We start from the raw sequence: 25,854 nt of genomic DNA on the forward strand, positions 1-25,854 counted from the left end.
GGCGTCCCCCCAAGGCCGTGGGCGATGCGATCGCCCGGCCGAAACCGCCGCGCGCCCGCAGCGGAACCGGGCGCATCCAGGTGGAAACCCAGCGTCACCGGAATCGGCGAACAATGGGGTGCCGGGCGGGGGTGCCGGGCGGTTTGGGGAAGTTTTTGCTTGTGGCCGGTTCCCGGTGGGCCGGGCCCGGCAGGGCCCCCGAACGCGGGCCTCGCCCGGGTAAACCGCGTCCGAAAGCGCGGCCCCGACGCGCCCGCGCATGTTACGGCCGCGTTGACCGACCGGGCCCCGCGGACCCACGCTCGTAACATAGATGCTACGTACAACTGGTTCGGTGGTCGACGGAACCCGCCTACGAAAACGCAGGTGAGCGAGGTGCCGACGCCGGTCCGGAGGCAGGAGGAAAGGCATGTGCGGCATCACCGGCTGGGTTTCCTTCGACCGCGACCTGCAGACCGAGGCCGCGACATTGGATGCGATGACCGAGACGATGGCCTGCCGCGGCCCGGACGACCGCGGCACCTGGATCGACGGCCCCGCCGCCCTGGGCCACCGCAGGCTCGCCATCATCGATCTGCCCGGCGGACGGCAGCCCATGAAGGCCACCACACCCGAGGGAACCGTGGCGCTGGTCTACTCGGGTGAGGCGTACAACTACACCGAACTGCGGCGGCAACTGGCCGGACGCGGGCACCGCTTCAGCACCGACTCCGACACCGAGGTCGTCCTGCGCGGCTACCTCGAATGGGGCGACTCACTCGCCGAACGGCTCAACGGCATGTTCGCCTTCGCCGTCTGGGACGGCCGCCACGACAAGCTCGTCATGATCCGCGACCGCATGGGCATCAAGCCCTTCTACTGCCACCCCACCCCCGACGGCGTCCTGTTCGGCTCCGAACCCAAGGCGATCCTCGCCAACCCGCTGGTCAGGCCCCGGGTCGGCTTGGACGGGCTGCGCGAGCTGTTCACCATGGTCAGGACGCCCGGACACGCCGTGTGGGAGGGCATGCGCGAGGTGGAGCCGGGCACGGTCGTCACCGTCGACCGCACCGGACTGCACACCCGCGCCTACTGGCGGCTTGAGACCCGGCCGCACACCGACGACCGGGCCGCCACCGTGGCCCACGTCCGCGACCTCCTCGACGACATCGTGCGCCGCCAGCTGGTGGCCGACGTGCCGCGCTGCACCCTGCTCTCGGGCGGCCTCGACTCCTCCGCCATGACCGCGCTCGCCGCACGCCGACTAGCCGAACAGGGCGAGAAGGTACGCAGCTTCGCCGTCGACTTCGTCGGACAGACCGACCACTTCGTGCCCGACGGACTGCGCGCCACCCCGGACACCCCGTTCGTGCACGACGTGGCCCGCCTCGCCGGCACCGACCACCACGACATCGTCCTCGACGCCGAGGCCCTGGCCGATCCCGCCGTACGGGCCAAGGTGCTGCGCGCCCGTGATCTGCCCGCGGGCTTCGGCGACATGGACTCCTCGCTCTACCTGCTCTTCCGGGCCGTCCGCGACCAGTCCACGGTCGCCCTGTCCGGTGAGTCCGCCGACGAGGTCTTCGGCGGCTACCAGCAGTTCTTCGACGAGGAGGCGCGCAACGCCGACACCTTCCCCTGGCTGGCCATGACGAACCGGCACTTCGGCCGGGACACCGACGTCCTGCGCTCCGACCTGGCCCGGAACCTGGACCTGGACACCTACATCGCCGACGCCTACCGCACCGCCGTCGCCGGCATCGGCCGCCTCGACGGCGAGAGCGACTTCGAGTACCGGATGCGCCGCGTCTGCCATCTGCACCTGACCCGCTTCGTACGCGCCCTGCTCGACCGGAAGGACCGGATGAGCATGGCCGTCGGCCTGGAGGTCAGGGTGCCCTTCTGCGACCACCGGCTCGTCGAGTACGTCTACAACACGCCCTGGTCCCTGAAGTCCTTCGACGGCCGCGAGAAGAGCCTGCTGCGGGAGGCGAGCGCCGACGTCATCCCGCGGTCCGTGTACGAGCGGGTCAAGAGCCCCTACCCGTCCACCCAGGACCCCCAGTACGGCCTCGCCCTCCAGGAACAGGCCAAGGACCTGGTGGCCCGGCCCGACCACCCGGTCTTCGAACTGGTCGACCGGGACAAGGCCGACCAGGCCGCCCACCGGGAGCTGCCCGCGGGCTCCCAGGCGGCCCGGCGCGGCCTGGAGCGCACCCTCGACCTGGCGCTCTGGCTGGACATGTACGCGCCCGAGCTGACGCTCAGCTGAACCCGCCCGCCCGGCGGTCCGATGAAGTACGCCGCGGTTCGACAGCGCCCCGAAGCGGCGTGGGGAATCGCGCGACCAGCCACGACCGTGCCGCAGGCGATGCCACGACGGACGGGTCGCACCCGCCCGCTGGCCCGGAGGCGGTGGTGGACCGTGCGCCCGTCACCCGCCCGGGTCACCGCGGGCCGGCGCCGGGCGCCGTGTCACTCGGCCCGGTCCGCCGGGCAGGAACTCCCGTCGGCGGGCAGGGAGCCGTACAGCAGGAAGTCGTCGACCTTGCGGTGGACGCACTTGGAGGACGAGTAACCGGTGTGGCCCTCGCCCTTGTTGTCGAGCACCACTGCCGACGCGCCGAGCCTATGGGCGGTCTCCACAGTCCAGCGGTACGGCGTGGCCGGGTCGCCGCGGGTGCCCACCAGGAGCATCTTCGGCGTGTCGACGTCCTTGACCCGGTCGCGTATGAAGTCCGTGCCCTTGGGCCGCCCGTAGCACATCAGCAGCTCCGCCAGCCGGTGCCGGCCGAAGACCGGTGACGCCTTCTCGTAGTCGGCGCGCAGCCGCGCGATGTCCTTGGTGATCTGCCCGGCGCCGGGGCGGTCCGGGTCGTCCGCGCAGTTCACGGCCATCAGCGCGGCGGACAGGTTGTCCACGGGGACGTCCGCCTCGTCCACGAGTCCGCCGCCGGCACGGTGCACGGGCGCCGCCCCGCCGGCCGCGAAGGTCTGCACCCCACGCGTGTCGCCGTTGTCGACCAGGGAGAGCAGGGCGCGTTCGAGCGCGGGCCACAGCTCCTTGCCGTACAGGCCCTGACCCAGGGCGCCCACCAGATCCTGGCCGGAGAACCGGCCGCCGAAGCCGGTCGGCACCGGACGCGCGTCGAGCGAGCGCACCAGCTTCACGACCTGCTCCCCGGCCCTGCGCCGGTCCCTGCCGAAGGGGCAGCCGCGGTCCTTCACACACCAGTCCAGGAAGTCGTCCAGCGCGGTCTGCTGTCCTTCGGCGCCCGCCAGTCCCTGCTCGGACAGGGGTTCGGTGAGGGTGTCCACGCCGTCCAGCGCCATCCGGCCCACCTTGTCCGGGAACTGGGCGGCGTAGACCGTGCCGATCCGGGTGCCGTAGGAGAAGCCGAGGTAGTTGAGCTTGTCGTCGCCGAGGGCCTGGCGGATGACGTCCAGGTCCCGGGAGACGTTGACGGTGCCTATGTGGGGCAGGACGGGGCCGGAGTAGCGGGCGCACTCGGCCGCGGCCTTGCGCAGCAGCGTGAGCAGCGCCTGGGGATCGCTCCGGCCGGCGCCGCTCCCCGCCGCGGACGCGGCCTCACCGGTGCCGTCGCCGCAGCTGACGGGCGAGGACCGGCCGACGCCGCGCGGGTCGAAGGTGACCACGTCGTAGCCGTCGGTCAGGGCCAGGTAGTCCTTGCCGGAGGCGGCGAGCGTGCTGACGCCCGCGCCGCCCGGGCCGCCGAAGTTCAGCACCAGGGAGCCCTGCGACCTGCCGGTCGCCGGGCGGCGGGCCAGCGCCAGGTCGAGCGTGCCCGCGCCGGGCCGCGCGTAGTCGAGCGGGACCGTCACCTTTGCGCACCGCAGGCCCTTGGTGCCCGCGGTGCCCCCGCAGGCCGACCAGGTGACTTTCTGACGGTAGAACCGGGTCAGGTCGGGCTGGGGCGGGGCGGTGGTCCCCGTGGGCAGCCCCGCGCCGAGCAGCGCGAGCGCGACGGCTCCGGCACCCGCACAGCTGCGGACCGTGGGCCGCGTGGACAGCTTGGCCAGCATCGATGCCTCCAAGGGTGCCCCGCTGCGGACCGGGGCAGCGCTCCCGATCACCATAGGCGGCCCGCGGAACGCTCGCCTCCGGACGCTGCGGACGGCCCATTCGAGGGCTTCACGAAGGGTTCGACAACCCTGTCGCTCGATGGGGTGAAAGGCCGACAAGCCATAACTCGGATGGCTCACCCGCGTTTAATCCGATGCGGGCGAGCGCCCGTGACCATGTCAGGAAGGCAGGGAGCCGATGAAACGGCTTACCCGAAACGGTGTGATCGCCGTCGCCGCCGCCTCCGGCGCGATGGCCGTGACGATGCCGGCGCACGCGGACTCCGCGGCGGACGGCGCCGCGGTCGGCTCGCCCGGCGTGATCTCCGGCAACACCATCCAGCTCCCGGTGCACGTCCCGGCGAACGTGTGCGGGAACACCGTGAACGTGGCGGGGCTCCTCAACCCGGCCGCGGGCAACACGTGCGCCAACGAGGGCGGCACCGGCGCGAAGAGCGGCGGGGCGACCCGATCGGGCGCGGCGGGCACGTCCGGCCGTGCGGCATCCTCGGACAAGGGGTCCTCCCCGGACAGGGCGGCCTCCTCGGGCGGGGCGAGCGCCCACGGCGGGGCCTCGGACTCGCCGGGCCTGCTGTCCGGCAACAGCGTCCAGCTGCCGGTCCACGTCCCGGTCAACGTCAGCGGCAACACCGTGAACGTGGTCGGCGTCGGCAACCCGGCCGTCGGCAACGAGTCCGTGAACGGGCACCCGGCGAAGCCCGCCCCGCAGCCGCCCGCCGAGCCGCCCACGACGGTCCCGCCCCGGGCGCACCACTCCGTCGCGCCGGAGCCCCGCGCCGCCGCCCAGACGGCCGACGTCGCCCTCGCCCACACGGGCACGGACCTGACCGCCCCCGCGCTCGCGGCGAGCGGGGCGCTGCTGCTCTCGGGCGTCGCTCTGTACCGCCGCTACCGCCCGGGCGCACGGCGCTGACCCGCACCGGGACCGCCGCCTCCGCCGGACGCCGACCGGCGGAGGCCCCGGCCACCACCGCGCAGGGCGGGACCTGGTGGGTCAGGACATGGCCCACGGCCCTTCCGGACCCGGCGCGAGCCGGTCGGCGTCCTCACGGCCGACACGCCGGTCAGGCCCCGGCCCCGTGGAACCGCGGCAGTCGGCCGACCACTTGCCCGGACGACGCCGCACAGCCGATCCGGCCGGGCCCGACCCCGGCACGCGCCGCCGTACGAGGACGACACCGCGACCAGCGCGTCGGCGGCGGTCCGCCCCCGGACGGACGCCCACGCCGGACGCTGACCGCGATCAATTCCGTTGCCGTGCCGGCAGCTTGGATGTTGAAGTGGGCGCATGGACCATGCCGCGGTACTCGCCCGATACGACCAGCACCTGCGCAGGGACGCACGGCCCGACGGACCGGGCGCCCGGATCGAGCGCACCGCGGCCGTGGTCCGGCAGATCGCCCCGGCCCACGGCTGGAACGGCATCCTGTGGTCCGGCCTTGACGGGACGGACGCCGACGCGGCGATCGCCGAGCAGATCGCGTACTACGGCGCGCTGGGCCGCCCGTTCGAGTGGAAGCTGTACGGCCACGACCTCCCCGCCGACCTCGGATCCCGGCTCCTGTCCGCCGGGTTCACGCCCGAACCCGAGGAGACACTGATGGTCGCGGAGACCGCCGAAGTGGTGGCGCTGACCGCCGACGCCGCACCGCCCGAGGGCATCCGCATCCTGCCGGCCGACGACGCGGCCGGCGTCGAGCTCATGGCCGAGGTGCACCAGAAGGTGTTCGGCGCGGACGGCGGCGGGCTGCGCCACCGGCTGCTGACCCGGCTCGCCGCCGACCCCGGCTCGCTCGTCATGGTCGTCGCCCTCGCCGGGGACGAACCCGTGAGCGCCGCCCGGCTGGAGCCGGTGCCCGGGACGTCGTTCGCCGGGCTGTGGGGCGGCGGCACCCTCGAACACTGGCGGGGCCGCGGCCTCTACCGCACCCTGGTCGCCCACCGCGCCCGGGCCGCCGAGGCCCGCGGCCACCGTTTTCTCCAGGTCGACGCCCTGCCGACGAGCCGACGTGTCCTCGAACGCCTCGGCTTCCACGCCCTGACCACCACGACGCCCTACGCGTACGGGGGATAGCGCCCCCGGCCGCCGGGCCGGACCAGGTCACGGCCGTACGCGGGCACCGGCGCCGGTGTTCAGCGGCGCGCCCGCGTCCGGTCCAGTGCCGCCACGCCGACCGCGGCGAGGCCGATCTGGATGAACCACTCGATCCAGTCGGGCCCCTTGGTGTCGGCGACCCCGAACGCCGCGGCGATCGCCGAGCCCAGCAGCGCGGCCACGATGCCGACGACGATCGTCAGCACGACGCCGATGCGCTGCCGGCCCGGGACCACCAGCCGTCCCAGCACACCGATGATGACACCGATGACGATGGCACTGATGATGCCTGAGATCTCCATCTCCACCCCTCTTCGTCGCGTTCCCCCGCTGCTGTGCAATGTGCCCGCTGGATCCGCGGACAGTCCGCCCCGCTCACGACCCGGCCATCCGTTCGTCCGCCGGACGCGCCCCGCACCCTTTCCCCCAGGGGCTTTCCCCCACGCGACTTCCCCCGCGCGACGCCGGGTGTGCCGCGCGGTCAGCGCGCGGGCACGGTCCGCGCGGGCGTGTTCCAGCCCGAGACCCGCACCCGCGGCGCCGAGCCGCGCAGATCGGCCGTCCGGTAGACGGCCGTCAGCGTCGCCGTCTCGCCCGGCCACAGCGTGACCTGGTTGTCCGACCAGCGCACCGGCAGCACCGGTACACCCGCGGCATCGACGACATGGACGTCCGTCAGCAGCGACGGCGTCCGCCCGCGCCCCTCGTTGCGCAGCGTCACCGTCGTCGTCGACGTGCCGTTCGCCGACACCGTGGCCGCCGTCGCCGCCACCGGGACCCGGGCCATCCGGCCGAGCCCGGTCAGATCGGCGTGGCTCGTGGTCGGCGTGTGGTACCAGTCGGTGCGGGCCCAGTCGAGGGTGTCGGGCCGGGTGGAGAGCCAGTACACATTGCGGCTCACCTCACGGCCCGTCGCGTCGGACAGGACCAGCCGGGCCAGATACGTCGGCGTCAGCTTGTCCACCGAAGCGGGCAGGGCGAGCACCGAGGAGTGCGCCCCGCCGCCGGGTACGCGCACCCCGGACACGGTCCGGTCGTACCTCGGGGTGCCGTCGGTGGTGAACAGCGTGGCCCGCGCGGTGAGCGGACCGGCCGTCGAGCGGCGGTTGTTGACGACGACCACCGAGCGGTCGTCGTACGAGTACTGCACATGCAGCGGTTCGTTCGCCTTCTTTGCCCCGAAGTAGGCGCCGCCCTGGTCGAGGTAACGGTCCGTCAGTTGCCAGTGCAGGGACGTCCAGCCGCTGTTGAGCATCCAGTAGACCAGCCCGGTGGCGGGCTTCGAGGCGTCCGTGGCGGCCCGCCCGTACGCCTCGAACTGGGCCCGTACGTTCTCGTACTGCAGGAGCTGGGCCTTGCGCACGTAGTCGGCGAGGTCCCTCGGGGCACCGTAGCGGCCGGCGAGTGCGGCGTTGTGGATGCCGAGCGTGCCGAATGTCGCCGAGGGGGAGCGGTGGTACTGCCGGGCTCGGGGGTCCTTCCAGAGGGTGTCCAGTTCGGCGGGGGTCAGCATCCGGCGCAGGGTGTCGAGGGTGGGGATGTCCGGGCCCGCGCTGGTCTCGGAGTTGAAGCCGGTGGCCCCGCCCTCGCGCTTGGCGTACCAGTACGCCGGCGGCACCCAGTCGTAGGGCCCGGTCATCTTCATACCCGAACGGCCGAGCAACGGGGAGGACTTGTCGGAGGCGGCGGGCACCACCGGGGTCGGCCAGTCGGCGGCCGTGAGGGCGTCCAGGTAGATCCGCTCGATCGTGGCGTCGGGCGGGAAGTCGCTGCCGATGAGGAAGGAGAGCACGCTCGGGTGGTTGCGCAGCCGGGCGGCCTCGGCGGCCATCGACGCCCTGGCGACCGGGTAGTCGGCGGCGTTCCACCGCTCGCCCAGCTCGCCGCCGTTGACCTGCCCCTCCCACTTGTCGCAGCACTCCCAGCCGGGCAGGGTGAGCAGACCGTGCCGGTCGGCGAGGTCGAAGAACTCGTCGGGCTCGATGTGGCCTTCCAGGCGGATGGTGTTCAGTCCCAGGTCGAGGGCGTACTTCAGGCGGTCCTCGGCGTAGGTGCGGTCCCAGCGCAGGAACTCGTCCGGCGACCAGCCGCCGCCCTTGATGAGCAGCCCGCGCCCGTTGATCCGGTACGCGCGGGCGCCGTCGGCGTTCAGGGGCGCGCGGACGTCACGGATCCCGAACCTCTCGTGCGCGGTGTCCGAGACGGTGCCCAGGACGGACGCGGTCAGATCGAGGTCGTACAGGGGCTGACCGCCGAGGCCGGCCGGCCACCACACCCGGGGCGAGGCCAGGTGCAGACCGGGGACGTCCGCGGGGGTGAGGGCGAGGGTCGTCGTCTCGTGCGGGGCGAGCTGTACGGTCTTGCGCAGGGTGATCCCCGCGACGCTGCCGGTGATCTCGGCGGTGACGGGCGCGTCGGAGTCGTTGCGGACCCGCGCCTCGACGGTGAGGTCGGCGGTGGCCAGCGAGGGCACGTCCAGCCGGGTCAGCACATGGGCGTCGCGCAGCGCGACCGGGCCGCCGCGGCGCAGCCGGACGTCGCGCACGATGCCCATGTTGGCGTCCGGCGGCGGCTGCAGCCAGTCCAGCCAGCCCATGGTGAGCTGCCGGGTCGGATCGTTGGGCAGGACGCGGAAGGCGACCGTGTTGGTGCCGGTGCGCACCAGTGCGGTGATGTCCAGCTCATGGCGGGTGTAGGCGCCGGCGACATCCTTCGCCGCGGCGACCCGGTGCCCGTTCACATAGACGTCGGCCGCCGAGATCACGCCGCTGAAGTCGAGGTAGGTGCGCCGGGAGGTGTCGGTGACCGTGAAGTCCGTGCGGTACCACCACGGGACGCGGAAGTCCGCCGCGGGGATCTTCCGCTGGTTGGTGGAGAAGAACGGGTCGGCGTACACGCCGGCGGCGAGCAGCGCGGCGAGCACGGTCGAGCGGGGGCCCGCGGGGTACCAGCCGGCCGTGTGATAGCCGGGGGAGGACACGGCCGCCGGGGAGTCGGACACCTTCGCGGCCGACTGGATCGCATAGCCGGACAGCGGGGTGTCCGTGCCCGCCGCCGCCGGGAGGCGGGTCACCGGCGGGCGGTGCCGCGCCGCCGCCGTCGCATCGTGGGGCCCGGCCCAGGCACCGGAGGCGAGCGGGCAGAGCAGGCCGAGGGCCACGGCGGAGGCGGCGAGACGGTGCCGGGCGGCGGGGAGGGCGGGGAGAGCGGGGAGGGCGGGGAGAGGGGACACAGCGTCTCCAGCCTCGCAAAGTTAGGAAACCTTACTAATTCGGTCAAGCTAGGGTCCGCCGCCGGGGGTGTCAATCACCGTCCGGACCGTGTCCGCCGCCCCGGACCGGGGCGGGTGAGCCGAGCGATGTGTCCGCCGGCCGGCCCGTGGTGCTGTCCCACCTCAAGTCCCTGATCGGGACCGGCAGTCCGCTGCCGCGGGGGCCCGCCGGTGCCGGGCCGGTGAACAGCCCGGCGGTGCCGGTCCGGCCGCCCCGGACCGGCACCGCGTCCTCCCTTCGGAAGAGAGCTTCGGTGCCGCTACAGCTTGGGTTTGCTCCTGGCCGCCGTACCGGCGCAGATCAGCCCGAGGACCAGGGCCAGCGCGCCGATGACGACGTTGCTGGCGATGACGCCGGCGTCGGGGCTGGTGCCGACGATCCACGGCGCGATGATCATCCAGACACCCAGGGCGCACATGGCCCAGCTGAGCCCGTACATCCGCTCCGGTGCCCTGGTGAACCCCAGGGCCAGCAGCCCTATCGCGATGCCCATGATCAGGTTGTGCACCATGAGCGCGGGCTGGCTGGTCGTGTAGTGCAGGATCCACGGGGACGCCGCGCAGTACAGACCGAGCAGGAACACCGGTCCGTCCACGAGTGCCACATCGCGACCGCCGAGCATGCGGGCGTAGCGTTCCCGCATTTCGGAGACATCAGGGTGACCCGTCATGTCACCTCTGGTGCGCGAGACATCGGCCATGACTCGTCTCCTTCTTGACTTGCAGGCTGGACCGCTTCCTGTGCGGTATGCGGTAAGAGCCGCTTATCTGTATTCTGCTCTTATTTTTCCTTTATGTGTAGTGGCCGGTCCCCTGCGGTCCGTACGACTGGGCGTCAGATACGCGCCGGAACGCAGGGGACGAGCCCGCAGTGCGGAAGCCCTGGTCCGCGATGCGAGACCGGTCGGGTATTCCTTGACTGCCCTCGCGGGCGGCTGTCACGATCGACGGCATGCAGATGCGACTGGACCTCACGCGGCGACGCCATGTCGACCTCGCGCGCGTCTCCAGCGCCTCCTGTCGCGCCGCGGCCTGATCCCCGTACCGATCCGCCGCACGTCTCCCGCACCGCACCGGCCTAGCCGGCGGCGCCGCGCCGTGCCCGCACCGCACGCCTGAACTCCCGTGTCTCCCGCCCGCCGGACCGGCGTCCCGACACCCCTGCGCAAGGCCGGCCGCCGGGTCCCGGACGGCGAACTGCCGGAAACCACCTGGTACTCCTGACCGCGCCCGCCCGGCAGGCCCGTCCCGCGCGGGCGCCCGGCCCCAGAAAGAGGGACCCCATGGCCACCGTTCTGTCCGTCTCCGGCAGCCCGTCCGCCTCCTCCCGCACCGGCCGTCTGCTGCGCCACCTCGACCAGCGGCTGATCGCCCACGGCCACGAGGTGATCCCGCTCGACGTCCGCACCCTCCCCGCCGAGGCCCTGCTCGGCGCCGATCTGCGCCACCCGGCCCTGGCCGCGGCCACCGGGCTGTTCGCCCGCGTCGACGGGGTCGTCGTCGGCACGCCCGTCTACAAGGCGGCGTACTCCGGCGTCCTCAAGGCGTTCCTGGACCTGCTGCCGCAGTACGCGCTGGCCGGCAAGACCGTGCTGCCGCTCGCCACCGGCGGCACCACCGCCCATGTCCTGGCCATCGACTACGCGCTCCGCCCCGTCCTGACCTCCATGGGCGCCGACCATATAGTCCAGGGCTGGTTCACCCTCGACAAGGACATCACCGTGCACGAGGACGGCTCACTGACCGTCGCACCGGCCGCCGCCGAGGCCCTGGGACAGGCGGTCGACCGGTTCTCGGCCGCCCTCGGCCCCACCCCGCTGCTGGCCGCCGCGAGCTGAGCACGGTGACCGCCCAGGTGATCGCCGACGACACGGAGGCCGCCGCGGTCGCCGCGTCGCCGGCCGAGGATAGCCACTTCGCGTACCTACAGGTGATACACCGTCAGGGAAGCGCGGACCGACGGAAGTTCTTCCTCGCCGAACTGCTCGCCGGGCGCCGCTTCGGCAACGCCCAGCCCGAGGCGGGCACCCGGCACGTCCAGCACATCCGCACCCGGCTGCGGCCCGGGCCGGACGGCTCGTACGTCCCCGACGGCGTGGGGCACCACCGCACCGGCGCGCTGTTCGCCGACTGGATCCCGGTGCCGGCCCGCGCCGAGGACGACCGACCGCACGCGGCGTACGTCCCCCGGCACGGCCTGCTCTGACGGCCCCTCGCGATCGGAGACCCCCAAGTGCCCCTCACCTTCCACTGGTTCCTGCCCACCAACGGCGACAGCCGGCATGTCGTCGGCGGCGGCCACGGCACCCCGGCCACCGCCTCCGGCCGGGACCGGCCGCCGACGGTCGCCTATCTGAGCCAGATCGCCCGCGCCGCCGAGGACCTCGGTTTCGTCGGCGCGCTCACCCCGACCGGCGCCTGGTGCGAGGACGCATGGCTGACCACCGCGATGGTCAGCCGGCACACCGAGCGGCTGAAGTTCCTGGTGGCCTTCCGGCCGGGGTTCGTCTCGCCGACGCTCGCCGCGCAGATGGCGTCCACCTTCCAGCGGCAGTCCGGCGGACGGCTGCTGCTGAACGTCGTCACCGGCGGCGAGAGCCATGAGCAGCGGGCGTACGGCGACTTCCTCGACAAGGACGCACGCTACCGCCGTACCGACGAATTCCTGCGGATCGTCCGGGAGTTGTGGCAGGGCAGAACCGTCGACCTGCACGGTGAGCACCTGCGGGTCGAGGACGCCCGGCTGGCCCGGCTGCCCGACCCCGTGCCCGAGGTGTACTTCGGCGGGTCCTCGCCGGTTGCCGGCGAGGTCGCGGCCCGGCACGCCGACGTGTATCTGACGTGGGGCGAGCCGCCCGGTCAGGTCGCCGAGAAGATCGACTGGATCCGGGGTCTTGCGGCCGCCGAGGGCCGCACGCTCCGCTTCGGTATCCGGCTGCATGTGATCACCCGGGACACCTCCGCGCTGGCCTGGGCCGAGGCGGACCGGCTGCTCGCCGGCTTCGATCCACAGACCGTGCGGTCCGTGCAGGCCGGTCTCGCCCGCAGCGAGTCCGAAGGCCAGCGGCGCATGCTCGCGCTGCACGGCGGCGACCGCGGCGGACTGGAGATCCACCCCAACCTGTGGGCCGGGATCGGGCTGGTGCGGGGCGGGGCGGGCACGGCTCTGGTCGGCAGCCACGAGGAGGTCGCCGACCGGATCGAGGAGTACCACGCGCTCGGCATCGACGAGTTCGTGCTGTCCGGCTATCCGCACCTGGAGGAGGCGTACTGGTTCGGCGAGGGCGTCCTTCCCCGCGTGGCCGCCCGCGGCCTGTGGCGCCACCCGGCGCACCAGCCCGCGGACCCGCCGCTCCAGGCCCCCTTCGCGAGCTGAGCCCGCACCGCTGGGTGGCTGCGCCAGCGCGGCGACGAGGGGCGCCGTCGGGGTGTGCCGTTTCCCGCGTCATTGTCCCGTTGACCGACCGTATGTGCTGCTGGACGTGGACGGGGCCGTGGTGGAGCCGGTCGACGCGTTCGCTGTCCGCTCCGGCGTGTGTCAAACGCCCGTCAGAACACGATCGAGTGCCGCCCGGCCTGGAGGTCCCCAGTGCGGCTTGCCGCCGGGAAGGCCCCGAACTCCGTTCTGTCCCATGAGCATCAGGAAGAGGCTCTTCATGGCGGCCAGCCCGCGGGCACGCCGGACCGCCGCCTCGTCTGCGCGCTCGTACATGTCGAAGAACCGAGATGCCGTGCCCGCGGGCAGCAGCACCCATGCGGCGGCGAGGTCCCACGCCGGATCGCCGGCGAACATGGCACCGAAGTCGACGACGCCGGACAGCGTTCCGTCCGAGACGACGACGTTCGCGGGATGGAGGTCGCCATGCACCCACACCCGCGGGCCCTCCCACGCGTGGGCCGCAACGGCATCGTCCCAGACGGCCCGGACATCTTCAGCGATGTCGTCGGGGACAACGGCCTGGAAAAGGGCCTCGAAGCCCTCCGTGCAGTTCTTGGGATGGCCACCGCGGTCCGTAGCGCTCGGCGCCTCGGCGGGCGCCTCCCCATGGAGTGCCCGGAGGAAGCCCGCCAGCGTGTCGGCCGCGTGGGCGCCGCGGCTGATCGAGCCGTGGTCCAGCGGCTCGCCGGGAACCCACGTCATCACGGTCCAGTGCTTGGGGAAGCGCTCGGACGGTTCGCCGAACCGCACCGGCGTCGGCACCGGGAGCGGAAGGCGCGGAGCCAGCACGGGGAGCCATCGCCGCTCCTTGAGCTGGAGCTCCGGCGTGGGGTCCATGCGCTGCATGCGCACGGCCAACTCGTCCCCGAGACGCCACATCTGGTTGCCCCAGCCGCCCGCCACTTCGCGGATGGCCAGCCCCGCAAGGTCTGGATGTTGCTCCCGCAGCAGGTCGCGGACCAGGTCTGCGGTGATCTCGATCTCGGTGTCGGTCATGCGAAGCCACCCTACTGAGACAGACCGGCAACGTTCACAGAAGGGAGCCGTGCCCGTGCGGTGGGGGATTGGTGCGGGTGGGTCGGGTGACCGGGCGCGCGGTTCCCCGCGCCCCTGGGTGGGCCGCGCCGGGCGCGCGACCACAGGAACGTCGGGACGCGGGGGCGTGCGGTCGGGGTCAGGGTGTTGTCGTGGTGAGGGTGTCCAGGTGGGCTCGGCGGGATTCCGCCGTCTGGCCCTGGACCAGGAGGAACAGGGCCTCGCGGGCGAGTCGTTGGGCGGGTGAGGCGAGCGACATCGCACGGCCGCCGCCGGCGACGACCGCCGCGGTGGTGGCCGTGCGCAGCACCTCGTACGCCTCGGCGCGCACCGCCAGCCGCTCCCTCGGCTCCCCGTGCGCGACGGGCCGGTCAGCGAGGGCGTAGGCCCGGCCGCGGACCTCGGAGAGCCGGGCCCGCAGCGGCCCCGCGGTGGGTTCGTCCAGCAGGGCGAGCGCCGCCTGAGCGAGGCCGAACACCGCCGGACTGGTGTTCAGCGTCTTCGGCCGGTCGGTCGCCGCCCACCGCGGGTACGGCATCCGCAGCGCCACCGACTCCTCCGGCAGCCACAGACCCGTCAGCTCCAGCGACACCGTGCGGGACGCGGTGAGCGCCGCAAGACGCATCGGCGGTGAGGCCCGCAGCCCCGCCTGCTCCCGCGCCTCGGCGAAGGCGAACAGCGCCTCGTCGGCGTCGGTCACCCCGGCCAGCAGCATGACGTCGTTGAGCCCCCACCCGGTGTACCAGGGGACCGTGCCCGTGAACCGCCAGCCGCCCCGCTCCCGTGTCACCCGTACCGGGGTGCGCGGATGGGCCCGCAGATGGGCGTAGGCCACCCCGGACAGCAGCTCACCGCGGGAGAGCGGGCCCAACAGCCGCTCACGCACCGGATGTTCGCTCTTCGCCAGGGTGAGCACCGGCGTGTGGTGCTGGGTCTGCACGAACCACGTCGAGCAGCACGCCCCGGCCAGGATCTCCGCGGTCCGCCGGACGACGGCCGCGGGTGCCGCCGAGCCGCCGTACGCCACCGGCGCGCCCACCCCGAGCAGGCCCGACTCCTTGATCGCCTCGATGTGACCCGCGGGCACGCCCTCCTGGTCGACGCGTTCCGCCGCGGGGATGAGCAACTCGTCCGCGATACGGCGGGCGCGGGCGACGAGCGGGTGCGCTGCGATGGTCATGCGGCGATTCTCCCGGTCCGGGGGAGCGAGGCGTCGATCCGGGGGGTCTGCCGTTCGTGTAGGAGATGACGGTCCCGACGCCCGGCGGCACTTCAGGAAGACCGGCTGCCGACCGGCCGGCGGAGGCGGAGCGGACGGGTGCCCGGTCGCGCTTTATTGGTCTACACCCTTGACTGGTACAGACCAACGCGGTTGAGTGTGCCCCAACCCCCCACCACGGCCGTGCCCCACCCGGTACGGCCGTGCTCCCGCAGAGGAGTTGACGCATGTTCAGGCGCCGTATCGCCGCATGGCTGGCCTCACTCGCCCTCGGAGGCGCCGCGCTGGTGTTCCAGTCGGCCCCCACCGCCTCCGCCGCCGGATTCGTGGTCAGCGAGGCGCAGTTCAACCAGATGTTCCCGAGCCGGAACCCGTTCTACACCTACAGCGGGCTGACCGCCGCGCTCGGCGCCTACCCCGGCTTCGCGAACACCGGCAGCGACACCGTCAGGAAGCAGGAGGCCGCGGCCTTCCTCGCCAACGTCAACCACGAGACCGGCGGCCTCGTCCACATCGTCGAGCAGAACACCGCCAACTACCCCCACTACTGTGACGGGAACCAGCCCTACGGCTGCCCCGCAGGCCAGGCCGCCTACTACGGCCGCGGCCCCATCCAGCTCAGCTGGAACTTCAACTACAAGGCCGCGGGCGACGCCCTCGGCATCGACCTGCTGAACAACCCCTGGCAGGTCGAGAACAACGCCTCCGTCGCCTGGAAGACCGGCCTGTGGTACTGGAACACCCAGTCGGGCCCCGGCACCATGACGCCGCACAACGCCATGGTCGGCGGCGCCGGCTTCGGCCAGACCATCCGCTCCATCAACGGCTCCCTCGAATGCGACGGCCGCAACCCCGCCCAGGTCCAGAGCCGCGTCGACGCCTACCAGCGCTTCACCCAGATCCTCGGCGTCACTCCCGGCGCCAACCTCTACTGCTGACACCGGCCCCCGAGGCGAGCGCTCCGCCCGCCTCGGGGGCATGTGCCAAACCTCACCGATGCCCTCCGCACCGACCGGCCCGGCCCGGCCGCCGACAAGCTGCTGCGGGCCGGCGGTGAGAGGCATCGCGTTCGTCCCCTTCCACAGCCTGGCCGGAGCGGGCGGCGAGCGTGGTGCCGTGGGGACGCATCACGAGGAGGTGCGCGCCGTCGCCCGGGCGCACGGCGTGAGCCCGGCACAGGTGCGCATCGCCTGGACGCTGCGCCGGGGCCCGCACGTGCTCGCCGTCCCCGGCACCGGCGACGCGGGCCATCTCGTCGAGAACGTCGCCGCGGGCGCGCTGCGGCCGGCCGAGGGGGAACTGGCGCGGCTGGACGCGGTCCGCGCGGCCGGCCGACCGGCCGGGCGCTGCGTCGTCCCGGCCGCGGAGCCTGTCGTCATGGGCGCGCGGGCACGGCCGTACCATGGAAGCCCGCTTACTACAATCGTGTAGACGTTCTGCTGGACGGTGGGCGAAGACGGAGGTGAGGGGCGTTCCCATGGGCGACTCGAAGGACGAACGCCGGCCGGCCGGTGAGCTCGAAGCGAGCGTCATGGCCGCCCTGTGGGCCGCCGACGGACCGCAGACGCCCGGCCAGGTGCAGCGGAGCCTCGGCACGGACCTGGCCCGCACCACCGTGACGACGATCCTGTCCCGGCTGCACGAGAAGGGCGTCGTGGACCGGCACCGCCAGGGCCGCGGCTACGCGTACGTCCCGGTCCAGGACGCGCAGGGCCTGACCGCCCGCCGTATGCACACCGAACTCGACCGCGACAGCGACCGGGAGACGGTGCTGGCCCGCTTCGTCGCCCAGCTCAGCCCCGACGACGAGCGCGTCCTGCGCGACCTGCTCGAACCCGGTGAGCGATGACCGAGGCGCTGCTGCTTCCGTTGCTGCTGCCGTTCGCCGTGCCGGCGCTGGCCCGCCGTGCCCTCGACCGGCTCGCGCCCGCCGTGGCGCTCTGGGTGATCACGGTCCCGACGGTCGTCCTCGCGGGCTGTTCCCTCACCGCCCTCGGCGCGTTCGTCCTGACCGGACTGCTCAAACTGCCCCTCTTCGCCGCGCTCGGCGAGCTGGTCCACCCCCTGCGCACCGCCTCCGACCTCCTCGTCTTGCCGCTCGCCGCGACCTCGGTCGGTGTGCTCGCCGTGTGCGCGTGGACGCTGGCGCGCTCGGTGCTGCGCCAGTCGCGCGCCTTCCGGACCGCCCGCACCGAGGCCGCGCACGGGCCCGCCGCGGGTGACCTGTGCGTGGTCGACTCCCCGCGGCCGGACGCCTACGCGCTGCCCGGCAGGCCGCACCGGATCGTCGTCACGACCGCCATGCTGCGCAGCCTGGACGCCGCCGAACGCGAGGCGCTGTTCGCCCACGAACGGGCGCACAACGCGGCCGGCCACCACTTCTTCCTGGCCGCCGCCGAACTCGCCGCGCACTGCCACCCCGCGCTGCGCCCGGTCCGCGAGAGCATCCGGCTCGCGGCCGAACGGGCCGCCGACGAGGCCGCGGCCGGCGCCGTCGGCGACCGGCGGCTGACCGCCCGCGCCATCGCCCGGGCCGCCCTCGCCGGCCAGGACGTCCGCTCCGCCCGCCCGGACTTCGCGCCCGCCGCGACGACCGGGCCCGTGCCGCGGCGCGTCCAGGCCCTCCTGTCCGCGCCGCACGCCGCGCGCCGGGCCGTCCCCTTGATCGCCGTCCTGCTGGCCGGCTGCGCCGCCGTCTCCTGCGTCGCCGCGGGGACCGGAATGATCGACTTCCATCACCGGGTGGAGGTCGCCCAGGGCGAGGAGGGCCGCTGAACCGCCCCGGCCCGGTGCCGCTGACCCGGCCCCGGCCCGGTCTCCCTGCCGGAGCGGCCGGGAACGACTGGCGCCCCTCCAGTTTTACGTATAACCTCGGCGGCCTTCCACCCCACCGAGAGGCCCCGATGAGACATATCGCCCTGGTCACCCTCGTCGTCGACGACTACGACGAGGCGATCGGCTTCTACACCGGGGCCCTCGGCTTCCGGCTCGTCGAGGACACCCCACGGCCCGACGGCTCGCGCTGGGTCGTCGTCGCGCCGGGCCCGGAGCAGCACGGCACCGGCCTGCTGCTGGCCCGGGCGAAGGACGCACAGCAGCGCGCCCGGATCGGGGACCAGACCGGCGGCCGGGTCGGCTTCTTCCTGCACACCGACGACTTCGCCCGCGACCACGCCCGGATGCGCGCCGGCGGCGTGACCTTCCTGGAGGAGCCGCGCACCGAGCCCTACGGCACCGTCGCCGTCTTCCAGGACCGGTACGGCAACCGCTGGGACCTGCTCCAGCCCGCCGCACGGCCCAGCCCGCCGGCATGAGCGTCGCCTACGCCGGCACGGACACCCCGCGCCCGCACCGCAGGGCGCTCATGGAGGCGTCGTCCCGCCGGGTCACGCCGCGGTGCCGCGCAGCAGTCCCCGCACATAGGCGGCCTGCCCGACGTGCTGGAGGTCGTCGGACAGGACGCTGACCAGCCGGACGCCCAGGGTGACCGGCGGGTCCCAGCGCTCGTCCACGATCCGTTCGAGGTCCCCCGCGGGCAGCCCGCGCAGCACCCCCAGGGTCTGCTCGTGCACGGCGTCGTAGTACCCGGTCAGCAGATCGGCCGCGTCGACGCGCACCTTGGCGGCCTTCGCCGCGCTGTGGCCGTAGCCCGTGTCATGGCGCGGCAGGCCCAGGCCGAAACGCTTCTCCCAGCCCTGGTCCTGCCACACCTGGTCGAGGTCGAAGGCGTCGGCGACATGGTCGTCCTGGACCCGGGTGAGGTGCCAGACCAGCCAGGCGACCGAGTTGGCGTCGGGGGCCGGGCGGGCGTTCAGCCCGTCCGGTCCGAGGCCGTCGAGGACGGCGTGGACTTCTTCCTGGATGCGGCCGTAGCCGTCGATGAGGATGTCCCTGGCATGCATACGTCCACCATCGCGCATCGCCGGCAGTCCTGCGTCCGGAATCCGGCTTCCGCGGCGCCCCGGCGGCCCGCCTCGGCGGACGGTCCGTCGCCTGGGTGAGCGGACCCGCCGCCCGTGCCGAACAGTGCGGTGCGGCGGGTGTGTTCCGTCATCGTCCGCGGTGCCGGCCGTGGTGGTGGTACGGGACGGACGGGGAGGCCGCCGCGGAGGGCGGCACGGTCAGCAGGGGCGGGCCGCGCCCTCGCGCGCCGCCGGGTGCCCCGCCTCCAGCAGGGTCATCAGCGCCCGGGCCGCGGGACTGGTGGCCCGCTCCGTCGGCAGCAGCGCGACCGTCTCGTACTCCGCCTCGCCGGTGCCCTTCAGCGGCAGCGCCGTGAGCGCGGGACGCTTGTGCCGGAAGTGGCGGGGCACGGCGGCGATCCCCAGGTTCTCGTCGACCAGGTCGAGGAGGCTGTGCACGTCGTTGACCTCCAGCGACACCGTACGACGCACTCCGGCCGCGGCGAACACCTGGTCGGTGGTGCGACGCGGCCCCCAGTCCGGGTGGAAGTCGACGAAGACCTCGCCGCCGACGTCGGCCGGGACCAGCACCGCACCGGTCGTGGCCAGCCGGTGCCCGGGATGGCACAGTACGGTCATCGGCTCGCTGGTGAGCGCCACCGAGCGCAACTGGTCCGTGTCGTCCTGGGTGCGGTAGGCGAAGGCCAGGTCGAGCCGGCCGGCCGCGACCTCCTCGGCCAGCGCGCCGGAGCCCGCCTGCCGCAGCAGGATCTCCACGTCCGGGTGGCGCCGCCGGAACGCGGCCAGCAGACCTGCCACATGCACCCCGGCGATGCACTGCTCGGTGCCCAGCGCCAGCGTCCCGCGCAGCACGCCCTGTACGGCGGCGACCGCCTCGTGCGCGGCCTTGACCTGGGCCAGGATCCGTTCCGCCTCGGCCAGCAGCGCGCGCCCCGCCTCGGTCAGCGTCACCCTTCGGGTGGTGCGCACGAACAGCGGCGCCCGCAGTTCCCGCTCCAGCGCCCGTACCGACGCCGAAAGACCCGACTGGGAGACCATCAGCCGCTCCGCGGCGCGGGTGAAGTGCTGGTCCTCGGCGACCGCGACGAAGTGCCGGAGATGACGCAGTTCCATGACTGAGAAGCCTAGTCGCTGAATTCCATCGGATTCGCCTGTTGGACCGCTGCCCGCGGGCCGGGCAAGAGTGGGAGCGACCGTGTGCCAACCCCCTCTGGAGTCGCGTTGTACACCGCACATCCCGACCGCTACGCCGACATGCCCCACCGGCGCGCCGGACGCAGCGGCCTGAAGCTCCCCGCCCTGTCCCTCGGCCTGTGGCACAACTTCGGCCCCGACCGTCCGGCGCAGACCCAGCGTGCCATCCTGCGCCGCGCCTTCGACCTCGGCGTCACCCACTTCGACCTGGCGAACAACTACGGTCCGCCGGCCGGCGCCGCCGAGTCGGCCCTCGGGGAGGCGCTGGCGGCGGATTTCCGGCCGTACCGCGACGAACTCGTCATCTCCACCAAGGCCGGCTATCTGATGTGGCCCGGCCCGTACGGCGAGTGGGGCTCGCGCAAATACCTGCTCTCCTCGCTCGACCAGAGCCTTGCGCGGATGGGCCTGGAGTACGTCGACATCTTCTACTCGCACCGCTTCGACCCGGAGACTCCGCTGGAGGAGACGCTGGGCGCGCTGCACTCGGCGGTCCAGCAGGGCAAGGCCCTGTACGTCGGCGTCTCCAACTACTCGGCCGAGCAGACCCGCGAGGCCGCCCGGATCCTGGGCGAGCTGGGCACCCCGCTGCTCATCCACCAGCCGCGGTACTCGATGCTCGACCGCCGTCCCGAGGACGAGGGACTGCTGGACGCCCTGGACGAGCTGGAGGTCGGCTCGATCGTCTACTCGCCGCTGGAGCAGGGCCTGCTCACCGCCCGTTACCTCGACGGCATCCCCGAGGGCTCACGGGCGGCCGGCGACAGCCCCTTCCTGACGGCCGAATCGGTGACCGAGGAACTGGTCGGCAAGCTGCGTGCCCTGGACGAGATCGCCAAGGGCCGCGGCCAGACTCTCGCCCAGCTCGCCCTCGCCTGGGTGCTGCGCGGCGGCCGGGTGACCTCGGCCCTCGTCGGCGCGAGCAGCCCGCGGCAGATCGAGGACAGCGTCGCGACCATCGGCAACCTGGACTTCGACGCGGAGGAACTGGCCCGGATCGACGCGCTCGTCACCGCGTAGGGTCCCTGTGCGGCCGGCGCCCACCCCCGTGCGGCGCCGGCCGGGCCGACGGGGCTCCGGCACATGCGGCCGCCGCCCCCGCCGCGGGCGGTACGTCCGCCGGCCCGCCGCCGGCGGCGGACAGTGCCCTGACCCGCGTCCCCGGCGCTCATCCGTCCCGGCCGGACGAGCGCCGGTTCCCGACTCCACCGTCGCGTGGAGCCGTCGCCTGGAGCCGTCGAGTGGAGCCGACGAGTGGAGCCGTCGTACGGGGGTGCGTCCCGCGGGCCGGCCCGTCAGGCCCCGGCGGGCACCCGGTCCAGGAAACCCAGGACCCGGATGATCCGCCCCTCCTCGTCCAGGGTGACCACGTCGGAGCCGGCCACCGGGGCCGAGCCGTCCGCCTCGTTCACCAGCTCCCAGGAGAAACGCGCCGTGTCGTGGTGTCCGTCCACGGCGCCCAGCGGGCGGAAGACGAAGCCGGGGAACCGCTCCTGCGCCGCCGCGATCACGGCCGCGATCCCCTCGTGCCCCCGGACGTCGGCGAGCGGATCGGTGTAGCCGCCCTGCACGGCCCAGGCCGCCGCGACCGCCTTCGCGCGGGCCTCGGGATCGGTGGCGTTCCACGCCTCGAAGTAGCGAGCGGCGGCGGCGCGGTGACGTTCGGTGTTCACGGACATGGCGAATCAGCCTCCATCGAGGTCGTCCCTGCTGGTCAGGAGCCGGATCACGGAGTGCCGACCCGGTGGGACCACCCTGCCCGCCGCCGCGGGCCGGGTCGATTACCTCTCGGGTCATGACGAGGGCACCGCGTCAGGGAGCGTATTCCGGCCAGGCGAGAGCGCGAATACGGCAGGAGAGTGGCCGGAAAGCCATGGTGACAGTGTTTCAGTAGTGAAGATACTCGAAGGTCAGGGGCACTTCACCGCATTCGGGCCGCACGGAAGGCGAGGACCGGCCGGCACGACCAGCGAGGCGACGGGGGAGTGAGCGTGCACGACGAATTCCTGTGCCATGTCACGGCGTACGGGATGTGCGACGGACAGCGCATCGGCGTACCCCTGGGCACCTACCGTGCGCCCACTCTGGCCCTCGCCCTGTGGTGGCTGCGCGACCGGGCCTCCTGGATCGCCGAACGCCTCGACCCGAGCCCCGAGAACCCCAACGTGCCGCCCGGCGCGCTCGTCCCGGTGGCGGACAGCGTGCCCGACGTGCCCGGGCTGCTCCGCGCCTGGTGTGCCGACGACGTCCGACAGGCGCTGGTGGCCGACGAGTTGGCGGGCGGGCGGCTGGTGCGGATCGCCGCGAGCGACGACACCACGGAGTACGAACTGCTCGCCGAGTCCGTCGACGCCCTGCGGATGCAGCGCACCGTGCCGGGGCTCGTCCTGCCCGTCGCCTGACGCGAGCTGCGCAGCCGGCCCGTCCGCCCCGACCGAGCGGGCGCGTATATACGCGCATACAGGTGCATCGGTAGAATTCGGGGCATGGCGGAGCGGCTGGTCGCCCCTTCGGCGCCCGGACCGGTCCCGGAGACCGACCCGGGCCCCGTGCCGAGGTGTGCGCGCGTACCGCGGCCGGGCGGGCGGTGGGCGGGTCCCCGGTTCCGTGACCGGGCAGTGGCACGGGCCCGCCGTGGCAGGGACGCGGGCGGTGCGCGATGACCGGCTCCGGCTTCAGGCCGACGCATGTCGTCCCCCGCTCCGGGCTCCCCGCCTGGGAGACGCCCGACCCCACCCGGCCCACGGTGCTCCTCGACCCGCTGCTGCCGGTACAGCTCGTCGAACGGCGCGGCGACTGGGCGCACATCCGGTGCGCCAACGACTGGATCGCCTGGGTCGACGGCCGCCATCTCCTCGCCCTGCCGAAGGATCCGCCGGACGAGGGCGGCCCGCCCGGCGACACGGCCGACCCGCGCCCGCTGCTCGCCCGCGCCGAACGGGCCCTCGCCGACTACCGGGCGGCCGTCGCGGATCTCGCGGGCGGTGTCCTGGACGGCGAGACGTTCCGTGAGCGCACCCGCGGCCTGCGGATCGGCGTGGTGATCGACGGGGAGTCGATGTGGCTGTACGACGCCGGCCAGGGCAAGTGGCTGTACGGCGACGGCAGGCGGCTGAGCACCTACGCCACCGACCGCGACGACCCGGACCACCCGCCGGCCGGCCACGACCCGCCCGGTCCGGCGGCCCCCGACGACGCCACATGAGCCCCCCAAACCGTCCGCCGCCCCGCGCCCGCCCGGTCCGGGGACACCATGCGAGCGTGCGGCCCCGCCGCCCGGGCAATCTGTTTGAGCGTGTGCGCGTGTGGTGCTGTCGCGCGGTCGGTTCGGGCCACCGTGTCCGCGCGCGGTGCTCTCGCTGTGCTGGTCCGGGTGGTTCCCCCGCTCGCGTGCGGTGCTGTCTCCCGGCTGGTCCGGGTCTTCGCGTTCGCGTGGCACTGCCGCCCGCCGATCCCTGTCACCGCGCGTGCCTGCCGGGCTTGCGTGCGGTTTCGGTTCGTCGTCGTACCGGTTGCGCCAGCAGTGCGCCGAGGAAGCCGGCGGCCAGCCCCCACAGCGCCGCGATGCCCACCGCCGGCCCCAGTTCGGGCCGCAGCAGCAGTTCTCCGGACAGCCCGCCGCCCAGATCGCCGATGCCCAGCACCGACAGGCCGTAGTGCGCCGAGATCCGGCCGACGAGACCGATCATCAACACCGCGGCGGCGAGCGCCACGGCGAAGGACAGCGCGTGCCGCAGCGGGGTGCCGAACGGTGACCGCACCGCCGTCACGAACGCGGCGGCCGGCACCAGCACGACGGCCGCGACCAGCAGCCACCACGCCCTGCCGTCGTGCTCGGCGAGCGTGCGCAGGTTCAGCGTGGAGACGTCGGGGGTGCGCAGCACCTCGTCCAGGACGTGCGGCAGGGGCAGCCCGAACGGGCCGTCCACCCGGCCGTGCCAGGTGGCACCCAGACCGAGGGTCAGCGCGAGCCAGGCCAGGTTCGGAAGACCGAGCACAAGCACCGCGAAGGTCTGCGCGGCGTGCCCGCGCGTGGCTGCCGTCACCAAGGCGGCCACCGCACCCAGCACGACGTACGCGAGCAGCAGCGCGACGGCGGCGGACCCGGCGGGGCGCGCCGCTTCCTGGAACCGCGCCGGCCCGCCGGGCAGCGGCGGCGCCCGCGACACCAGCAGCGCCAGCAGCAGCACACCGGCCAGCCACAGCAGACCGAACAGCACCGTCAGCGGCACGTTCGTGGTGAACCCGAGCGTCGGCGTCACGCCGAACAGGCCGGTGAGATCGCTGAGCGTGCCGCTGTGGACGTCGACGGCGAAGGTGTGACGGGCGGCCAGGGCCAGGGCGATCAGCGCGAACAGCCACAGCACCGCGATCCGGGCGGCCCACCCGGCCAGCTGCCCGGCGCCGGCGAGTGTCCGGTGCCGCAGCGGACGCAGAAACGCCCGGGCGATCACGAGCACCCCGGTCAGGGTGACCGACAGCGGAAGCACCGCGAGCCCCGCCCGGGTCCGCGCGAACACCCCGGCGTTCCCGGACAGCTCGATGCTGCCGCCGACCGCCGTCACCACGGTCGCCACGACGACCCGGGCGAACGCGCCGTCCGGAAGCCGCGTGGCCCCGGCCGCCCACAGGCCCAGCGCCGCCACCCCCAGCATGGCGGCAAGCCCCGCCAGCACCGCGGCCACGGCCTGGACCCAGCCGTGGCGGCTCACGGCCCGGTCGGTGACGGTTGTGGGGCGCACGCTGCCACGCTAAGCAGCACCCGGGCCGGCCGCCCGCTCGGTGGTCCGTCCGCGGGGTGCGCCGTCCGTGCCGCGGCGTCGGGCCAGGGCCCGCCCGGCCCGGTCGGCGGCCCCGCCTGACCGGATCGCGCCGGGGTTTCCCGGTGGGCCCGGTCCGTCCGCCCGGACCGGATACTCTCCAGGTGTTCCCGAAGTGCCGTCGTGAGGTCCGCTGTGCGCGGTGGGCGAACGCGCGACGGGGACTGCGGCGTCCCGCTCGGGGTACGAGCACTGGAGCAGCAGCGACCGGCCAGATCGGCCTCCGAAAGAGACACAGATGTTCGAGCACCTGGACGGGGCAGTGATACCGACTGGTTTCGACGTGCCCGTGGAACCGCTTCGGTGGGCGGCGCACTACACCGGCGAGCCGGGATGCATCGCAGCGGCACGGTCCTTCGCCGCGCTCTTCCTCCGACAGCTCAGGACCGCCTGCCGGGACACCATCGACGACCGTGCCGATGAGGAACTGCTCCTGGTGGTCAGCGAGTTGGTCACCAACGCCGACCGGCACAGCAACGGTCCGTACATCCTGGAGCTGGAGGGCACCGACGCGGCGGTCACGGTCTCCGTGTACGACAGCAGCGTGGCACTGCCCCGGCGCTACCCGCGCGACCCCGAACGCGTCGGGCGGCACGGCCTGGAGATCGTGCACGCCCTGGCCGCCGAGGTGACCGCGGAACGGGTCCCCGTCGGCAAACGGGTACGCGCCCTGCTCACCCTGGCCCGCTGAGCCCACGAACCCGCCGTGGCGCGGACACCGGCCCGCCGGGGCGCCGTGCCGGTCCCGGCCTCAGTGGCACCGGTCCCGGCGTCA

Annotated in this window: 25 protein-coding genes and 1 pseudogene; 16 read left to right on the top strand and 10 right to left on the bottom strand. The window is 73.5% G+C overall.

Annotated elements, in window-relative coordinates:
* Nucleotides 1–409 precede the first annotated feature (409 nt).
* Nucleotides 410–2,251, top strand: a complete 1,842-nt coding sequence (asnB, locus tag AC27LF_RS09670; RefSeq protein ID WP_479664022.1) for an asparagine synthase (glutamine-hydrolyzing) — start codon at nt 410–412, stop codon at nt 2,249–2,251.
* 203 nt (nt 2,252–2,454) lie between these two features.
* Here asnB and AC27LF_RS09675 read toward each other — a convergent pair whose 3' ends face one another.
* Complete coding sequence (locus tag AC27LF_RS09675) at nt 2,455–4,023, bottom strand: alpha/beta hydrolase (protein WP_479664021.1); 1,569 nt, start codon at nt 4,021–4,023, stop codon at nt 2,455–2,457.
* A gap of 238 nt (nt 4,024–4,261) precedes the next feature.
* On the opposite strand from AC27LF_RS09675, the gene AC27LF_RS09680 reads away from it, so the two are divergent.
* Both AC27LF_RS09680 and AC27LF_RS09685 read left to right on the top strand, forming a co-directional pair.
* Nucleotides 4,262–4,996: a chaplin gene (locus tag AC27LF_RS09680; RefSeq protein ID WP_479664020.1), complete on the top strand. Its 735-nt coding sequence runs from the start codon at nt 4,262–4,264 to the stop codon at nt 4,994–4,996.
* 375 nt (nt 4,997–5,371) lie between these two features.
* Entirely contained in the window at nt 5,372–6,157 is a 786-nt protein-coding gene (locus AC27LF_RS09685) for a GNAT family N-acetyltransferase (RefSeq protein WP_479664019.1), read from the top strand.
* A 59-nt stretch (nt 6,158–6,216) separates the two neighbouring features.
* Here the strand turns inward: AC27LF_RS09685 and AC27LF_RS09690 are convergent, their stop codons facing one another.
* The 3 genes from AC27LF_RS09690 to AC27LF_RS09700 all read right to left on the bottom strand — a co-directional run bounded on the left by AC27LF_RS09690 (nt 6,217) and on the right by AC27LF_RS09700 (nt 10,150).
* Nucleotides 6,217–6,480, bottom strand: coding sequence for a GlsB/YeaQ/YmgE family stress response membrane protein (locus tag AC27LF_RS09690; RefSeq protein WP_479664018.1), 264 nt, complete (start codon nt 6,478–6,480; stop codon nt 6,217–6,219).
* Nucleotides 6,481–6,659: 179 nt separating this feature from the next.
* A complete protein-coding gene (locus AC27LF_RS09695; protein ID WP_479664017.1) occupies nt 6,660–9,410 on the bottom strand; it encodes a glycoside hydrolase family 2 protein in 2,751 nt (916 codons plus the stop codon).
* 299 nt (nt 9,411–9,709) lie between these two features.
* Nucleotides 9,710–10,150 (bottom strand): SPW repeat protein, encoded by a 441-nt coding sequence (locus AC27LF_RS09700; protein WP_479664016.1) that lies wholly within the window; start codon nt 10,148–10,150, stop codon nt 9,710–9,712.
* 257 nt (nt 10,151–10,407) lie between these two features.
* On the opposite strand from AC27LF_RS09700, the gene AC27LF_RS09705 reads away from it, so the two are divergent.
* From AC27LF_RS09705 to AC27LF_RS09720, 4 genes and pseudogenes are all read left to right on the top strand, one after another.
* Nucleotides 10,408–10,485: a putative leader peptide gene (locus AC27LF_RS09705; protein ID WP_351405193.1), complete on the top strand. Its 78-nt coding sequence runs from the start codon at nt 10,408–10,410 to the stop codon at nt 10,483–10,485.
* A 247-nt stretch (nt 10,486–10,732) separates the two neighbouring features.
* On the top strand, nt 10,733–11,287 hold the full coding sequence (gene ssuE, locus AC27LF_RS09710; protein WP_479664015.1) for an NADPH-dependent FMN reductase: 555 nt from the start codon (nt 10,733–10,735) through the stop codon (nt 11,285–11,287).
* Nucleotides 11,288–11,355: 68 nt separating this feature from the next.
* A pseudogene (locus AC27LF_RS09715) lies at nt 11,356–11,637 on the top strand (SfnB family sulfur acquisition oxidoreductase); the annotation flags it as partial.
* Nucleotides 11,638–11,682: 45 nt separating this feature from the next.
* Nucleotides 11,683–12,825 carry an LLM class flavin-dependent oxidoreductase gene (locus tag AC27LF_RS09720; protein ID WP_479664014.1) on the top strand — a complete coding sequence of 381 codons (1,143 nt, stop codon included), beginning with the start codon at nt 11,683–11,685 and terminating at the stop codon, nt 12,823–12,825.
* A gap of 162 nt (nt 12,826–12,987) precedes the next feature.
* On the opposite strand, the gene AC27LF_RS09725 is transcribed toward AC27LF_RS09720, so the two are convergent.
* Both AC27LF_RS09725 and AC27LF_RS09730 read right to left on the bottom strand, forming a co-directional pair.
* Nucleotides 12,988–13,884, bottom strand: a complete 897-nt coding sequence (locus AC27LF_RS09725; RefSeq protein WP_479664013.1) for an aminoglycoside phosphotransferase family protein — start codon at nt 13,882–13,884, stop codon at nt 12,988–12,990.
* A gap of 178 nt (nt 13,885–14,062) precedes the next feature.
* Nucleotides 14,063–15,103, bottom strand: coding sequence for an acyl-CoA dehydrogenase family protein (locus tag AC27LF_RS09730; protein ID WP_479664012.1), 1,041 nt, complete (start codon nt 15,101–15,103; stop codon nt 14,063–14,065).
* A 266-nt stretch (nt 15,104–15,369) separates the two neighbouring features.
* Between AC27LF_RS09730 and AC27LF_RS09735 the strand changes: the two genes are divergently transcribed.
* The 5 genes from AC27LF_RS09735 to AC27LF_RS09755 all read left to right on the top strand — a co-directional run bounded on the left by AC27LF_RS09735 (nt 15,370) and on the right by AC27LF_RS09755 (nt 18,456).
* Complete coding sequence (locus tag AC27LF_RS09735) at nt 15,370–16,080, top strand: chitinase (RefSeq protein ID WP_479664011.1); 711 nt, start codon at nt 15,370–15,372, stop codon at nt 16,078–16,080.
* A 178-nt stretch (nt 16,081–16,258) separates the two neighbouring features.
* The gene (locus AC27LF_RS09740; RefSeq protein ID WP_479664010.1) at nt 16,259–16,573 is read left to right on the top strand and encodes an aldo/keto reductase; all 315 of its coding nucleotides are present in this window, start codon (nt 16,259–16,261) and stop codon (nt 16,571–16,573) included.
* Nucleotides 16,574–16,619: 46 nt separating this feature from the next.
* A complete protein-coding gene (locus AC27LF_RS09745) occupies nt 16,620–16,991 on the top strand; it encodes a BlaI/MecI/CopY family transcriptional regulator (protein ID WP_479664009.1) in 372 nt (123 codons plus the stop codon).
* Nucleotides 16,988–17,917: a M48 family metalloprotease gene (locus AC27LF_RS09750; RefSeq protein WP_479664008.1), complete on the top strand. Its 930-nt coding sequence runs from the start codon at nt 16,988–16,990 to the stop codon at nt 17,915–17,917. Before AC27LF_RS09745 ends, AC27LF_RS09750 begins: the two co-directional genes overlap by 4 nt.
* A gap of 128 nt (nt 17,918–18,045) precedes the next feature.
* Complete coding sequence (locus tag AC27LF_RS09755) at nt 18,046–18,456, top strand: VOC family protein (RefSeq protein ID WP_479664007.1); 411 nt, start codon at nt 18,046–18,048, stop codon at nt 18,454–18,456.
* Nucleotides 18,457–18,528: 72 nt separating this feature from the next.
* Here the strand turns inward: AC27LF_RS09755 and AC27LF_RS09760 are convergent, their stop codons facing one another.
* On the bottom strand, nt 18,529–19,044 hold the full coding sequence (locus tag AC27LF_RS09760) for a mycothiol transferase (protein WP_479664006.1): 516 nt from the start codon (nt 19,042–19,044) through the stop codon (nt 18,529–18,531).
* A gap of 219 nt (nt 19,045–19,263) precedes the next feature.
* Nucleotides 19,264–20,178, bottom strand: coding sequence for a LysR family transcriptional regulator (locus tag AC27LF_RS09765; protein ID WP_479664005.1), 915 nt, complete (start codon nt 20,176–20,178; stop codon nt 19,264–19,266).
* A gap of 108 nt (nt 20,179–20,286) precedes the next feature.
* On the opposite strand from AC27LF_RS09765, the gene AC27LF_RS09770 reads away from it, so the two are divergent.
* On the top strand, nt 20,287–21,279 hold the full coding sequence (locus tag AC27LF_RS09770) for an aldo/keto reductase (protein ID WP_479664004.1): 993 nt from the start codon (nt 20,287–20,289) through the stop codon (nt 21,277–21,279).
* Nucleotides 21,280–21,554: 275 nt separating this feature from the next.
* On the opposite strand, the gene AC27LF_RS09775 is transcribed toward AC27LF_RS09770, so the two are convergent.
* A complete protein-coding gene (locus tag AC27LF_RS09775) occupies nt 21,555–21,938 on the bottom strand; it encodes a nuclear transport factor 2 family protein (RefSeq protein WP_479664003.1) in 384 nt (127 codons plus the stop codon).
* 312 nt (nt 21,939–22,250) lie between these two features.
* On the opposite strand from AC27LF_RS09775, the gene AC27LF_RS09780 reads away from it, so the two are divergent.
* Entirely contained in the window at nt 22,251–22,661 is a 411-nt protein-coding gene (locus AC27LF_RS09780) for a hypothetical protein (RefSeq protein WP_479664002.1), read from the top strand.
* Between the two features lie 257 nt (nt 22,662–22,918).
* Nucleotides 22,919–23,464, top strand: coding sequence for an SH3 domain-containing protein (locus AC27LF_RS09785; RefSeq protein ID WP_479664001.1), 546 nt, complete (start codon nt 22,919–22,921; stop codon nt 23,462–23,464).
* A gap of 253 nt (nt 23,465–23,717) precedes the next feature.
* On the opposite strand, the gene AC27LF_RS09790 is transcribed toward AC27LF_RS09785, so the two are convergent.
* Nucleotides 23,718–25,001: a streptophobe family protein gene (locus AC27LF_RS09790; protein ID WP_479664000.1), complete on the bottom strand. Its 1,284-nt coding sequence runs from the start codon at nt 24,999–25,001 to the stop codon at nt 23,718–23,720.
* Nucleotides 25,002–25,317: 316 nt separating this feature from the next.
* Here AC27LF_RS09790 and AC27LF_RS09795 point away from each other — a divergent pair, with 316 nt between their 5' ends.
* The gene (locus AC27LF_RS09795; protein ID WP_479663999.1) at nt 25,318–25,770 is read left to right on the top strand and encodes an ATP-binding protein; all 453 of its coding nucleotides are present in this window, start codon (nt 25,318–25,320) and stop codon (nt 25,768–25,770) included.
* The last annotated feature ends 84 nt before the right edge of the window (nt 25,771–25,854 follow it).

This window comes from Streptomyces diversicolor (assembly GCF_057537855.1).